The following is a 14,368-nucleotide window of genomic DNA, read 5'->3' as shown; positions in this document are numbered from 1 at the left end:
GCCGCTGAGCGCCACCCGCCCGGAAATCAGAAGTCGATACGATAGAAGAAATCCAGCGAGCTGGCAAAGCCGCTGACCGCTTCAAGGTATAACCGTCGTGACAGCTCATAGCGCAGCGCCAGATTGTTGGACGGCTCAAACACGCCCACACCATAGCGCACACTGAGCTTGTCGGTGAGACTGCCGCTGGCAACGACCTGGGTATCAACGCCCTGCCCTTCGGACTCGACAACAAAATCCTCCAGCCCCAGAGCGTCACCGATATGCCGGGTGATTGGCGCCGCGCCTGCAAGCCCAAGACCCAGAGCTGCCTGCCCCAGCATGTTGCTGTCCCCTTCCTGCCCCAATGGACGCCCCAGCATCAGATATGCCATGGCTTCCTGCTGTGACATGCCGGGCTCCGAGAATACCCGAGTGGTGGGCGCCCGGGCGTTACCGGTCACGCGCAGGCCGGCGATGACGTCGTCCACCCGGCGAATCGCTTCGATATTCAGATAGGGCTGACTGAGTGGCCCGGAGAACAGCAACAGTGCGCGACGCAGCCTGAGGTCCTGACCCAGGCGACGGAACTCGCCATCCAGTATCTGCAGATCACCATTGGCATTCAGGTTTTCCTGCACTTCCAGCTGACCTTTCAGACGACCCTTGAGGCCGAAGGCATTGAGCCTGAGCTGATCACCAATGATCAACCTGACCCTGGCGGTAATACCCAGCTCCTCGGTGACGGCGGGCGCTTGCTGGCCAACAATAACCGTATCAGGTGAAACCCGCACCGCGCTGGCTGGCAACTCGCGCACCACAATATCCCCCTCCGGAACCGCCAGCTCACCGCCAACATGCAGATTACCGCCACTCAGGCTGATGTCGAGCGCAGGAGCCACCAGCACGCGGGCATAGGGCTCAACGGTGACCGGCAGATCGTGCCCGTTCAACTGCAGGGCAACGTCCAGCGGTGCCCAGCCGACGGTCCCTTGCAGTGCCCCTTCGCCCTTCTCACCGCTGCGCCAGCGCCCGTCGATATTCAGCCGTTGCCCATCAATGGCTATGTCGGCCTCAAGCTGCTCCAGACTGATGGGCAGGTTCGGCCCGCTTACCAGCCCATCGCGCATTGTCAAAAGACCAGTCGCCACCGGAGCGCGCAACACGCCGGACAGTTGGCCGTCACCATTGAGGGTCGCCCGCAATTGCTCGACATTCGGCAGGAAGGGGCGCAGAAAGTCGAGCTTCAGACCTTCTAGCTGATAGCGACCGCTCAACTGCTGGTTGCCCGCAGGGTCGCGCACGTCAGCGCCGATCGCCAGCCGGCCGATCACATCGCTGCGCAATTCGAATTGTGCAGTGGCAGTTTTTGCTTGCAGTTCGCTGGTCAGCTGCAGACGCTGGTAAGGAAAGGCCAGGGTCTCACGGCCATCATCAACGGTAATAACGCCGTCGTCCGAACCCAACCGAATATCCGCCACGGGCGCTCTGCCCGCGTTCTGCTGCAGCGTAAGCTGGCCGTCAAGCAGGCCCTCCCAGTCAAAGTCCTCCGGCAGCCAGGCGGCAAGATCCGCCAGATTGAACGCGCTCAACTCAACGTCCAGCTGGCGATCCGGCATCAGCGTCTGCTCGCCTCTGAAACAGAGCTCTGCATCGGACTGACGCCAGCAGTGCCCGGCCAGCTGAAGCCGCCCTGCGGCCAGTTGGTAGCGAAGCGCTGCTGGTGTTGCCTGCAACAGCTCAAGATGCTCGAAACGCAGCACACCCCGGCTCAACTCCCCCCGCCAGGCGACATCCGACAGGCTGCCCGACACTGACAGTTCAGCCTCGGCGACGCCGCCCAGCAGGCGTAGCTGCAACTCATGCCCGGCCCGCTCGCCACTCGCGGTCAGTTGCAGGTTGCCGAGCGCAGTATCAGCGCTGCGCAGTTGATCCGCCGACAGGTTCAGGGACAGCGGCAGGCGCTCGCTCAAGGTAGTGTCAGCCTGTACGGCAAGCCTGTCGACACGAAGGTCGTCATAGCCCAGCTGCTCGCCATTGACGGCTACCGTGATCTGCGGAGCATCACGACTGCCGGCAAGCTGCAACTCGCCCTTGGCCATGCCTCTCAGACCGGGCCAAAGTGTTTTCATCTCGTTGAGCTGCAGACTCAGCTGGCCATTGACCTCAGGGCCCCACTGTCCCTGGCCGGCTATCCGGTTGCTGCCCTGCGATAGACGCAGCCCGGAGATCGACCACACCTCCGCACGCTTGTTCAGGGCGCCGGCAAATTGCAGCGGCTCATTTCGCACCTCGCCCTGCACGCTCCAGTCTGACGCCAGTTGCAGCTGCTGGTTCTCAAGGGTGCCAGTGCTATTCAGTTGGCCGTTCAAGCGCCCTGGCAAGGCGGCAACAAAGATACCCGGGTCGATACCATCCAGCTCGAACCGACCGTTCCACCTGAGCACGGGCTGCAACCCCAGCTGCAGAGTCCCGGTAGCGTTGCCTGCTGCCGTCGACAGACTGAGCGGACTGATCTGCAGAGCCTGCTGATCCCCGCTGACCTGCGCCCCAACCATGACCTGCTGCCCGGCGACTCCGGTCAGCTCGCCGTCCAGCCGGGCATCAATTTTCCCCGAGCGCAGGCTGGCGGCAGCAGCCAACTGCTGAAGTACCACCTCGCCGGTGTCGACCGGGTAAAGCGATTGCCAGGGAAACCGGTCCAGCGCCAGCTTGACGTCTGCCTCAAGTTCATCGCGCCAGTTCGCTGTGCCGCTGAGGGAGAGTTGACGGGCCGGCTCGTCGGCAACCGCCAGCACCAGCGCCAGTTGATCGATACCGACGGTTGTCGCCAGTGCGCTCAGGGTCAGGTCAACCTCGCCGTTCGCGGCGGGCAAGCGGGCATCGGCCTGCAGCGCGTAACCGTTTTCCAGGCTGCCCTCCAGCTCAAGCGTGAGCCCCTGAAGCGTCAGCGTCTCCGGAAAGCTGCGCAGCGGCAGGAAGTCCTCGCCACGCCAGTGCAAGCGGACCGGATAACCTGCCTCAAACAGGTTTGCCTCGAGATTCAACTGACCCGCGAGATAGCCACGGCTATCGGCCTGCAACTGCAACTCACGCAGATCGCCGCCCGCCCTGAGCCGCATACGCCAGTCACGCTCATCGACCGCAGGCAGCGTCAGCTCCGCATTCAGCTCAAGCGGCCAGTCATCCTGCATCCGCACATACCCGTCCAGTCGCCAGCGCAGATCCGGCCCTTGACCGCTGAACGTCTGCACGACCAATTTGTCATCGCGTGCAAAGGCAACCAGGTCGAGATCCCGCAACAAGGCCGTCTCGCCATCCAGCGACAGGGTGCCCAGATGGAGCCGACCGACCTCCAGCGCGACAGGCAGCTGCACCTCGGGCAGGGTCAGAACGGACGCCCCCTCGGTCGCTTCACTGGCACGGGTTATGATGCTGACCTTGTCTGCAGACAGACTATCAATACACAGCGTCGCACCGAACAGGCAGGAGGGGCTCCATTGCATTGCCAGCCGATCAATGCCGATGTCGAGGCTATCGTCCTGCCAGCGCACGCTGCCGAACGACCAGCCACGCCAGAGGTTGCCCTGCTCGAAGGCCAGTGACAACTGTGGCAGCTGGTTGTCTGCCTGCTCGAACAGCCAGCGGTTTACCGAGTCACTGGCCAGCAGCAGGCCCAGCAGCAACGGCAGCGCCAGCAGGATAACCAGCCCACGCAGCAAGGCCTTAAGCAGAAAGCGCATCACAACTCAGGCCCCATCGAAAAGTGAATCTTGAAACCCACGTCCGGGTCCGACAGTGAGCGTGCCAGATCGAAGCGGATGGGACCGATGGGCGACGCCCAGCGGATGCCGACACCCACGCTGGTTTTCAGCGGGTCTGTCAGTGAATCGACCGCGTTGCCGTGGTCGACAAAGGTTGCCGCGCGCCAATTGCGGATGAACTCATACTGGTACTCGGCGCTGGAGGCCATCAGATAGCGCGCACCAATGGTTTCACCGGTGCTGTCGACCGGCGACAGGCTCTGGTAGTCATAGCCGCGAATGCTCTGGTCACCGCCGGCAAAAAATCTCAGTGACGGCGGGATACTGGCAAAGTCGTTGGTAGCAACAGCCCCAAGCGCGATCCGGCCCAGAAAGCGATGCCGCTCAAACACCGTATGGAGCCCCTTGAGCTGGCCCATGACACGGGCGAAGTCCACGGTCGACAGCACCCCCTCCTTGGCCCCCTGAACATCCAGTAACATGCTGTAGCCGCTCTGCGGGTCCATCCCGCCGGTGGAGTGCGTGCGCTGCAGCACCAGACTGGGAATCAGCATGGTGGCGGTTCCGCTGTCATCACCTAGCGAGAAGACCTCCTGCTGCAAGCGCAGGCCGACACTGCGCTGCCAGCCGCTTTCAAGACGCTTGTTGACCTCGGCACCGAGCGCAAAGCTGTGGGTCTGAACGTCGTCAATATCTTCCTTCTGCCAGCCGACGAAATAGCGCAGCTGGTGGGTGATCGGGTCATCCAGCGGCACCTGGTAGAAGGCACTGAGCTCCTGACGCGGCAGCGACAGCTCCATGCTGGCCCCGCGACTGTGGCCCTGCGGGTTGATCCAGTGCTGGTCCCAGGTCATTCGCGCCCGGGCGCCGACATCCGTGGAATAACCGCCACCAAAGCCGAGCGAGTTGGGATCACGCTCGGTGATTTCCACCTCGACCGGTACCTGCTCGCCAACCGCCCGGTCGGCCGGGGCGGTCACCAGCACGCCCCTGAAGTAACCGCTGGAGAGCAAATCCTGATTCAGCTTGCCGACCAGATCCGCGTCATAAGGTGCGCCGGCCTCGAAGGGCACCATGCGCGTCAGCAGGTCGTCACTGAACTGGGTTTCGGAAAAGTGAACAGGCCCGAAGCTGTAACGCGGGCCAGTGTCGTAACGGATATCGACGTCTGCCTTGCCCTGCTCTGGGTCGACGCGAAGCTCGCGCTTGAGGTACTGCCCCTTGAAGTAACCGTAGCGCAGTGCACGATTGCTTATGCGTGTCTTGAGTGTTTCGTATTGCCCATGATTGAGCACCTGCCCTTCGCGCAGCAGATCACTGACACCCAGCGCAAAGGCCGGCGTTGAAGCACCAGCGCCGAGTACCTGAACATCCACCCGGTCCAGCCGCACCGGCTCGCCCGATTCGACGCGCACATTCAGCACGGGGTCGTCTTCGGGGCCGCTGATAGTCAACTCGTTACGGGTCTGATAGTAGCCCAGCGCCTGGGCTGCGAGTGTTGCCTGCTGATCGAGATAACGTAACTGGCGCGCCATTTCGGCATGGCTGTCGGCTTCAACCGGACCGATATAGGCTTCGATATTTTCACGCAGGGCCCTTTTTGCAGGCTCGACTGTGACCTTGACCCCGGCCTGCGCTGCAGACACGGCAAAGACAAGAGACAACAGTGAAAAGGCGCGACGCATGAGCTCCATCCCGGCAGGTTTTCGCAACCCGAATGCTAACATGCCAGGCCTATTGGCGGGTCCCAAATCCGCTCTGTTTAGGCTACCCTAGCGGCCACTGACTGCTCTGAAACCGAGCAGCCGATTACCGACTTGCCAGGACACGCCCATGAAGATCGTCTCGTTCAACATCAATGGCCTGCGGGCTCGACCGCACCAATTGCAGGAACTGGTGAGCCGCCACAACCCGGATGTCATCGGGCTGCAGGAAACCAAGGTTGACGATCCGCAGTTTCCGCTGGCCGATGTCGAAGCGCTGGGTTACCACGTTGCCTTTCACGGCCAGAAGGGTCACTACGGTGTTGCCCTGCTGACCCGCCAGAAACCGCTGTGGGTGCGCAAGGGGTTTCCAACTGATCAAGATGATGCCCAGCGCCGGATGATCAGCGCCGCCATCCCCTGCGCCGATGGCGAGCCACTGATTGTGCTCAATGGCTACTTCCCGCAAGGGGAAAGCCGCGATCATCCAGTCAAGTTTCCGGCCAAGGAGAAGTTCTACGCCGATCTGCAGAGCCACCTGGAGGGCGAGTTCACGCCGGATCAACGCATTGCCATCATCGGCGACATGAACATTTCCGATACCGACGCCGATATCGGCATTGGCCCGGACAACGCCAAGCGTTGGCTGCGTACCGGCAAATGCAGCTTCCTGCCGGAAGAGCGCGACTGGATGGCGCGCCTCAAGGGCTGGGGGCTGATCGACACCTTCCGCCACCTGAATCCCGAGTCGGATCGCTACAGCTGGTTCGACTATCGCAGCCGCGGCTTTGAAGACACGCCCAAGCGCGGCTTGCGCATTGATATGGTGCTGGCAAGCCGGGCGCTGGCCGAGCACTGCGTGGAAAGCGACATCGACTACGACATACGCGGCATGGAAAAACCCTCCGACCACGCACCAATCTGGGCCCGCTTCAGCGTCTGATCGAGACAAAAAAAGACCGGCACATGCCGGTCTTTTTCATAGCGGATGCCTTCAGGCGACTTCCGCCTCCGGCACCTCGATTTCCAGCTCGCCGTCGCGCAGCGTGACATGCACCGTACCGCCCTGCTCGGCCAGTTCGCCAAACAGAATCTGCTCGGCCAGCGGACGCTTGATCTTGTCCTGAATCAAACGTGCCATCGGCCGCGCGCCCATCAGCGGGTCATAGCCATGCTCGGCCAGCCAGTTGCGGGCATCTTCGTCCACATCCAGCAGTACGTGCTTGTCTTCCAGCTGGGCCTGCAGTTCGGTGAGGAACTTGTCGACCACGAACTTGATACTTTCGTGGGTCAGGCGGCCAAACTGGATGATGGCATCCAGACGGTTACGAAACTCCGGTGTAAAGGCTTTCTTGATGATCTCCATGCCATCGGTGCTGTGATCCTGCTTGGTAAAGCCGATCGAGGCGCGCGACATGGTTTCGGCACCGGCGTTGGTGGTCATCACGATGATCACATTGCGGAAATCCGCCTTGCGCCCGTTGTTGTCGGTCAAGGTGCCGTGGTCCATCACCTGCAAAAGCAGGTTGAAGACTTCAGGATGCGCCTTCTCGATTTCATCAAGCAGCAATACGCAATGCGGGCTCTTGGTAACCGCTTCGGTCAGCAGACCGCCCTGATCGAAACCGACGTAGCCCGGCGGCGCACCGATCAGACGGGAGACGGTATGCCGCTCCATGTACTCTGACATGTCAAAGCGCAGCAGTTCTACTCCAAGGCTCTTGGCCAACTGACGGGTCACCTCGGTCTTGCCCACCCCGGTTGGACCGGCAAACAGGAAGGAACCAATCGGTTTATCCGCCGACTTCAGCCCTGCCCGCGATAGCTTGATCGCGGTCGCCAGAGCATCGATAGCGCTGTCCTGACCGAATACCACCAGCTTGAGGTCGCGCTCCAGATTCTTCAGCAGTTCCTTGTCATTGGAGGACACGTGCTTGGGCGGAATCCTCGCGATCTTGGCAACAATCGCCTCGACCTCGGCAACGTCGATGAACTCCGGACGATTTTCCGGCAGCTGCAGGCGCTGATAGGCGCCAGCCTCGTCGATAACGTCAATCGCCTTGTCCGGCATGTGGCGGTCATTGATATAGCGACTGGCTAATTCAGCTGCCGCTTTCAACGCCTCATCGGTATAGCGAATACCGTGGTGCTCCTCGAAGCGGCTCTTGAGCCCCTTGAGAATCTGAATGGTGTCAGTGACCGACGGCTCGACCACGTCAACTTTCTGGAAGCGGCGCGCCAGCGCACGATCCTTCTCGAAAATGCCGCGAAATTCCTGGAACGTGGTCGACCCGATGCAGCGAATCTCACCGGACGACAGCAGCGGCTTGAGCAGGTTTGAGGCATCCATCACGCCACCTGAAGCGGCGCCAGCACCGATGATGGTGTGGATTTCATCAATAAACAAAATCGCATGCGGGCGTTTTTTCAGCGCTTTGAGCAGCGCCTTAAAACGCTTCTCAAAGTCACCGCGATATTTGGTACCGGCCAACAGCGCCCCCAGGTCCAGCGAGTAGACCACTGCTTCGGAAAGCGTATCCGGCACTTCGCCGTCAACGATACGCTTGGCGAGCCCTTCAGCGATCGCCGTTTTGCCAACACCTGCCTCACCAACCAGCAGCGGGTTATTCTTGCGGCGACGCATGAGAATCTGCGCAACGCGCTCGACTTCCGAGGCACGCCCAACCAGCGGATCGATCCGGCCCTTGCGCGCCATCTCATTCAGATTGCTGGCGTAGGCCTCCAGCGGATTGCTGGCGGTAGCGCCCTCTGCAGTTTCTTCATCCATGGACTCCTGCTCGTCACCGAGCTGCTCGGCATCACTCTGAACCTTGGAAATGCCGTGCGAGATGAAGTTGACGATGTCGATACGCGCAATCTGCTGCTGCTTGAGGAAAAACACAGCCTGACTTTCCTGCTCGCTGAAAATCGCGACCAGAACATTTGCTCCGCTCACCTCGCCCTTGCCGGAGCTCTGTACGTGGAATACCGCGCGCTGCAGCACGCGCTGAAAGCCCAGCGTTGGCTGGGTCTCACGCTCCTGATCCTGCTTCGGGATCAGCGGCGTGGTGGAGTCAATAAATTCGGTTAGCTCTCGCCGCAGGCGTTCCAGATCCGCACCACAGGCGTTGAGCACTTCGATCGCGGCCTGGTTGTCCAGCAGCGCCAGCAACAGGTGTTCAACGGTCATGAATTCATGCCGCTTGTTGCGCGCATCCTTGAACGCCAGGTTCAGGGTGATCTCGAGATCTCTATTGAGCATGTTGCCACCTCGTATGCGATGCTATTCGCCTTGTTACGCTTCCCGTTCAATCTGACACATCAACGGGTGCTGGCATTCCCTCGCGTAGTCGTTGACGTCCGCGGCCTTGGTTTCGGCTATATCCCGGGTATAGATGCCGCAGACCGCTCTACCTTCAGTATGCACCTTGAGCATGATCTGTGTGGCACTTTCCCGGTTATGGGCAAAGAAACGCTCCAGAACCTCCACAACAAAATCCATCGGTGTGTAGTCATCGTTCAGCATGATGACCTTATAGCGGGACGGGGGCTTGAGCTGAGGCTTGCTGGTCTCGACCGCCAGGCCGTGATCATCCTCATGTTCGGGCTCACCCGACCCGTGATTTAAGGTTAGTTGAAAATCTGTCATTGAAAACATTTGCCGTATCACCGCTGGAAGCCAGAAAAGATGCCGCTCATCGCAAAACTGCGTACTGGTACACAGCTTACTTTGGGGGCTGCTTGACTTGCCCCGATTCGATGTTAAAAGTGTAATAGTGCTTGACTGACCAGTCACCATTTACATCCCGAACACCCAGTTGGTCAGCAAGAACCACACCACTCACATGATGTGACAAGCTATCAGAGGGACGTAGTATGGAGAACGGTAAGGTCAAATGGTTCAACAATGCCAAGGGCTACGGATTTATCGTAGCGAACGGGCGGGACGAAGACCTCTTTGCGCACTATTCCGCCATCCACATGGACGGCTACAAAACGCTCAAGGCCGGTCAGCCGGTTCAGTTTGACATTATCCAGGGCCCCAAGGGCTTGCACGCCATCAACATCCAGTCCACCGTTGAGCAACCTAGCAAGAAACAGGTGGAAAATGAAGGCGCAACGAGCCTCATGCATGACTGAGTGACCATTCAGATCACGCAAACAACAAAGCCGGCTTTCGCCGGCTTTGTTGTTTTCAGCCAATGCGGATCGCTCAACACGACCCGCATCTTTGCGCTTACATGGCGCCGATGACGTCGTCACCAAACTCGGAGCACTTGCGCAGCTTCGCACCGTCCATCAGACGCTCGAAATCGTAAGTCACTGTCTTGTTGGCGATGGCACCGTTAACGCCCTTGATGATCAGGTCGGCCGCTTCAACCCAGCCCATGTGGCGGAGCATCATTTCAGCAGACAGGATCACCGAACCCGGGTTGACCTTGTCCTGACCAGCGTACTTCGGCGCAGTACCGTGGGTCGCTTCGAACATGGCAACGGAGTCGGACAGGTTGGCACCCGGAGCAATACCGATACCGCCTACTTCAGCGGCCAGCGCGTCGGACAGGTAGTCACCGTTCAGGTTCAGGGTAGCGATAACGTCGTACTCGGCCGGACGCAGCAGGATCTGCTGCAGCATGGCGTCAGCGATGACGTCCTTGACTACGATGTTCTTACCGGTGTTCGGGTTCTTGAACTGCATCCACGGACCGCCGTCCAGCAGCTCGGCACCGAATTCATCGCGAGCAACTTCGTAACCCCAGTCCTTGAAGGCACCTTCGGTGAACTTCATGATGTTGCCCTTGTGAACCAGGGTCAGGGAGTCACGGTCGTTGTCGACGGTGTATTGCAGAGCCTGGCGAACCAGACGCTTGGTGCCTGCTTCGGAAACCGGCTTGATACCGATACCGCACATGTCGGTGAAGCGGATCTTCTTGACGCCCATTTCTTCGGTCAGGAACTTGATGATCTTTTCAGCTTCCGGGCTGCCGGCTTTCCACTCGACACCCGCGTAGATGTCTTCGGAGTTCTCGCGGAAGATGACCATGTCAACATCACCCGGCTTCTTGACCGGGCTCGGCACACCTTCGAACCAGCGAACAGGACGCTGGCAGACATAGAGGTCGAGTTCCTGACGCAGGGCAACGTTCAGGGAGCGGATACCACCGCCTACCGGAGTAGTCAGCGGGCCTTTGATGGAAACAACATACTCTTTGATGGCGTCCAGCGTTTCAGCCGGCAGCCAGGTGTCCTGATCATAGACTTGAGTGGCTTTCTCGCCCGCATAGACTTCCATCCAGGAAATCTTGCGCTTGCCGGCGTACGCTTTTTCAACAGCAGCGTCGACGACCTTGATCATGACAGGGGAAATATCGAAACCGATGCCGTCACCCTCGATGAAGGGGATGATCGGGTTGTCGGGTACGTTCAGGGAAAGGTCGGCGTTAACGGTAATTTTGTCGCCGCTGGCCGGCACCTTGATCTTTTGGTATCCCATCTTTGACTCCGTTTATGTTGTCGTTGCCACAGGCGATGCCGGCAGGCGGGTAACCCCCAACATCCCATGAATACGGATTTTCAGCCGCGCTATTGTTGTAGTTTTCCTACAGAATGTCACGCACTTTTGTCTACAATCTCGTGACCTGCCGCCCTCCACCGCCATTTGAGCTATCAATGAGGGATGATCAGTCGACAATATGTAGTAACACTACAACCACACTACAAAACACGACCACTCAGAATCCTAGCCGTTTTCCTCCGCTTTACCAAAGCCGGCAGCGGAGGTTCACCGAATCGGTGGTTTGCGCTACCCTATCGCACCTGCCGAGGAGCCGCGATGCGATTTCTACCCCACGTCACCGTCGCCACCATTATCGAACATCAGTCGCGTTTTTTGATGGTCGAGGAAAAGCGCGATGGGCGTATTGTCCTGAATCAACCCGCTGGCCACCTTGAGGCCGACGAAACCCTGCTCCAGGCCGCCCTGAGGGAAACCCTGGAAGAAACGGGCTGGCACGTCGAGCTTACCACTGTCGTCGGCATCTATCTGTTCCAGGCGGCCAACGGCGAGACCTATCAGCGCGTTTGTTTCAGTGCCAAGCCTATCAGTCATGACGCCGGACGAACGCTGGACGAAGGTATTATTCGCGCGCGCTGGATGTCGCTCGACGAACTTGTCGACAATACTGAACATCTGCGCAGCCATCTGGTTCTGGGCTGCGTGCAGGATTATCTGAATAAACCGCACTATTCACTGGATTTGATTCGCTGACATGTCTACCCAGCCAAACACGCCCAACTCCGAAACTCGCGTCATCGTCGGCATGTCCGGCGGTGTCGACTCGTCCGTTTCAGCCGCACTGCTGCTGGAACAGGGCTATCAGGTCGAAGGCCTGTTCATGAAAAACTGGGACGAAGACGACGGCACCGAGTACTGCACTGCGATGGAAGACCTGGCAGACGCCCAGGCTGTAAGCGACAAACTGGGCATCAAGCTGCATACCGCCAACTTTGCCGCAGAGTACTGGGATAACGTCTTCGAGCACTTCCTGGAAGAATACAAGGCCGGCCGCACTCCCAACCCGGACATCCTCTGCAACCGCGAGATCAAGTTCAAGGCGTTTCTGGACTATGCCCTGTCGCTGGGCGCCGACCTGATCGCAACCGGTCATTACGTACGCCGTGCAGAGCGCGATGGTCAGACCGTTCTGCTGCGCGGGATCGACAACAACAAGGACCAAAGCTACTTCCTGCATGCCGTCGGTGCCGAGCAGATTGCCCGCACCCTGTTCCCGGTTGGCGAACTGGAAAAGCCCGAAGTGCGTCGCATCGCCGAACGCTACGAGCTGGCCACCGCCCGCAAGAAAGACTCGACGGGCATCTGCTTTATCGGCGAGCGCCGCTTCAGCGACTTCCTCAAGCAATATCTGCCAGCGCAGCCGGGCGATATCGAAACCACCGACGGCACCGTGATCGGTCGGCATCACGGGTTGATGTACCACACCATCGGCCAGCGTCAGGGACTGGGCATTGGCGGCCTTCAGGGTGCCAGTGATGAACCCTGGTACGTGCTGCGCAAGGATCTGACCAACAACGTGCTGATTGTCGGCCAGGGCAACAACCACCCATGGCTGTTCTCCGACGCCCTCACCTGCTCCTCAATCTACTGGGTAAACCCGATCGAGATCACCGAACCTCTGCGCCTGACTGCCAAGGTCCGCTACCGGCAGGCCGACCAGGCCTGCACGCTGGAGAAGACCCAAGACGGCTATCTGGTTCGCTTTGACGAACCACAACGCGCGGTAACGCCCGGCCAGTCGCTGGTCTTGTACAGCGGCGACATCTGCCTGGGTGGTGGCGTGATCGAGACCGCCATTGCCAGCGGAGAAGCACCGTGAGCCGCGCCACCGATCAGGTCATTGCGTTAGGCGCCACCTTTGAGGCCGGCATTCAGGTCGACCGCCTGGCGCGCAGCGGAAAGCTGGCTGAGGGCCCGGGCTCCTGCCTGGTAGCCAGCATCCTCAAGCGCTCACCGGATAACGTCATTGATGTCTACGGCGGCAGCCCGCACCAGATTCGCAGCGGCCTGCAAGCACTGGAGGCCATGCTCGAGCGCGATACCGGAGCCCTCCAGCGCGATGCCCTGCGCTACGTCATGAACCTGCTCTCCCTTGAGCGTCAGCTGGCCAAGCGCGAGGACATGTTGCAGGTACTCGGCCAGCGTATTGCCCAGGCCGAAAACCAGGTCGAGCACTTTGGCCTGCTGCACGACAACGTCATGGCGTCGCTCGGAAGCACCTACCAGGACACCATCAGCACGCTGCGCCTGCGCATTCAGGTCCATGGTGACATGCGTTTTTTGCAGCAGCCGGAGGTCGCCAACCGGGTGCGCACGCTGCTGCTGGCCGGCATTCGCTCTGCGACGCTCTGGCGCCAGGTTGGCGGTCATCGCTGGCAGTTGCTGTTTCAACGCAAGAAGCTGCTGGACGCCACTCGCGCGGTGCTGCGTGGTTGAACTGGTCCGCCAGGACCAGCCCCGCGCCGGCGCCATGCTGCTGGCGCTGTCGGCTCTGCTGTTCGCCTGCATGGGGGTGCTGATCCGCGAAGTGTCAGAGGGCGTCAATAACGAAACCGTCGTCTTCGCCCGCAACCTGATCGGCGTACTGTTCTTCATCCCCATCATTCTGGTGCGCGGCTTTGGCCCTTTTCGTACCAGCCGCCTTGGTAACCACTTCCTGCGTACCTTCTATGGCCTGGGGGCGATGTACTGCTTCTTCTACGCCATTGCCCATCTGCCGCTGGCCGATGCCATGGTGTTCACCTACGCAGCACCGGTCTTTACTCCCGTACTGGCCTGGTGGTGGCTGAAGGAAAGCCTGACCGGGCGCATGCTGCTGGCGGTGTCCATCGGCTTCGTTGGCGTTATCCTGGTCGCCAAGCCCAGCGGCGCGCTGTTTGACCCCAAGGCCCTCGCCGGCGTCGCCGCCAGCCTGCTTGCGGCCTGCGCATTCGTCTCCATCAGGGCGATGAGCAACAGTGAACCTGCGACCCGTATCGTGTTTTATTTTTCGACGTTTTCGGCGCTGCTGTCCGCCATCCCGATGACCTGGGCCTGGCAACCGCTGACGCTGAAACAAGTCGGCCTGCTGATTGCTGTCGGGCTGGTTGCGACCGTCAGCCAGTTGGTGATGTCCAAGGCCTACGCCCTCGCTCCGCCCGGCAAAATCGGGCCATTGAGCTACCTGGCTATCGTGTTTTCCGGTCTGTTTGCCTGGGCACTGTGGGGTGAGGTGCCGGGCTGGTCATCATGGGCCGGTGCCGGCCTGATCTTCGCCGCCAGCCTGATCAGCGTGTATCTGCCCTCCAAGTCGGGCAAAACCCGCCCGGCTGGTGTATGATTTGGCCCTTTTCCGCCAGCAGCTCGAC

General features: G+C 60.0%; 11 protein-coding genes. 6 read left to right on the top strand and 5 right to left on the bottom strand.

All coding sequences use genetic code 11. The annotated features are described in order from the left end of the window. Nucleotides 1-26: 26 nt before the first annotated feature. Both O5O48_RS13685 and O5O48_RS13680 read right to left on the bottom strand, forming a co-directional pair. Nucleotides 27-3,722 carry a translocation/assembly module TamB domain-containing protein gene (locus O5O48_RS13685; RefSeq protein WP_269687294.1) on the bottom strand — a complete coding sequence of 1,232 codons (3,696 nt, stop codon included), beginning with the start codon at nt 3,720-3,722 and terminating at the stop codon, nt 27-29. Beyond that, nucleotides 3,722-5,428: an autotransporter assembly complex protein TamA gene (locus tag O5O48_RS13680; RefSeq protein ID WP_269687293.1), complete on the bottom strand. Its 1,707-nt coding sequence runs from the start codon at nt 5,426-5,428 to the stop codon at nt 3,722-3,724. The genes O5O48_RS13685 and O5O48_RS13680 overlap by 1 nt, the downstream gene beginning before the upstream one ends. A gap of 148 nt (nt 5,429-5,576) precedes the next feature. Here O5O48_RS13680 and xthA point away from each other — a divergent pair, with 148 nt between their 5' ends. Then, on the top strand, nt 5,577-6,389 hold the full coding sequence (gene xthA / locus O5O48_RS13675; RefSeq protein WP_228247535.1) for an exodeoxyribonuclease III: 813 nt from the start codon (nt 5,577-5,579) through the stop codon (nt 6,387-6,389). Between the two features lie 51 nt (nt 6,390-6,440). Here the strand turns inward: xthA and clpA are convergent, their stop codons facing one another. Together clpA and clpS are read right to left on the bottom strand one after the other, a co-directional pair. Then, a complete protein-coding gene (gene clpA, locus O5O48_RS13670; RefSeq protein WP_228247534.1) occupies nt 6,441-8,708 on the bottom strand; it encodes an ATP-dependent Clp protease ATP-binding subunit ClpA in 2,268 nt (755 codons plus the stop codon). A 33-nt stretch (nt 8,709-8,741) separates the two neighbouring features. Then, complete coding sequence (gene clpS / locus O5O48_RS13665; protein WP_373315075.1) at nt 8,742-9,095, bottom strand: ATP-dependent Clp protease adapter ClpS; 354 nt, start codon at nt 9,093-9,095, stop codon at nt 8,742-8,744. A gap of 227 nt (nt 9,096-9,322) precedes the next feature. On the opposite strand from clpS, the gene cspD reads away from it, so the two are divergent. Then, nucleotides 9,323-9,586 (top strand): cold shock domain-containing protein CspD, encoded by a 264-nt coding sequence (gene cspD, locus O5O48_RS13660; protein ID WP_088274159.1) that lies wholly within the window; start codon nt 9,323-9,325, stop codon nt 9,584-9,586. Nucleotides 9,587-9,683: 97 nt separating this feature from the next. Here cspD and icd read toward each other — a convergent pair whose 3' ends face one another. Next, a complete protein-coding gene (gene icd / locus O5O48_RS13655) occupies nt 9,684-10,940 on the bottom strand; it encodes an NADP-dependent isocitrate dehydrogenase (RefSeq protein ID WP_088274158.1) in 1,257 nt (418 codons plus the stop codon). A gap of 339 nt (nt 10,941-11,279) precedes the next feature. Here icd and O5O48_RS13650 point away from each other — a divergent pair, with 339 nt between their 5' ends. Genes O5O48_RS13650 through O5O48_RS13635 form a run of 4 tightly spaced genes read left to right on the top strand, consistent with a single transcriptional unit; the run spans nt 11,280 to nt 14,340 of the window. Next, nucleotides 11,280-11,714, top strand: a complete 435-nt coding sequence (locus O5O48_RS13650; RefSeq protein ID WP_088274157.1) for an NUDIX hydrolase — start codon at nt 11,280-11,282, stop codon at nt 11,712-11,714. Between the two features lies 1 nt (nt 11,715). After that, on the top strand, nt 11,716-12,840 hold the full coding sequence (gene mnmA / locus O5O48_RS13645; protein ID WP_269687292.1) for a tRNA 2-thiouridine(34) synthase MnmA: 1,125 nt from the start codon (nt 11,716-11,718) through the stop codon (nt 12,838-12,840). Beyond that, nucleotides 12,837-13,457 (top strand): high frequency lysogenization protein HflD, encoded by a 621-nt coding sequence (gene hflD, locus O5O48_RS13640; protein WP_088274155.1) that lies wholly within the window; start codon nt 12,837-12,839, stop codon nt 13,455-13,457. The genes mnmA and hflD overlap by 4 nt, the downstream gene beginning before the upstream one ends. Nucleotides 13,458-13,491: 34 nt before the next feature. After that, nucleotides 13,492-14,340 carry a DMT family transporter gene (locus O5O48_RS13635; RefSeq protein WP_266101906.1) on the top strand — a complete coding sequence of 283 codons (849 nt, stop codon included), beginning with the start codon at nt 13,492-13,494 and terminating at the stop codon, nt 14,338-14,340. Nucleotides 14,341-14,368 lie beyond the last annotated feature (28 nt).

The sequence above is a fragment of the Halopseudomonas sp. MFKK-1 genome (genome assembly GCF_027474385.1).
In the GTDB taxonomy this organism is placed as follows: domain Bacteria; phylum Pseudomonadota; class Gammaproteobacteria; order Pseudomonadales; family Pseudomonadaceae; genus Halopseudomonas; species Halopseudomonas aestusnigri.
Note: the sequence above shows the minus strand (reverse complement) of the source record. Positions and strands in the feature narration are given on the sequence as shown.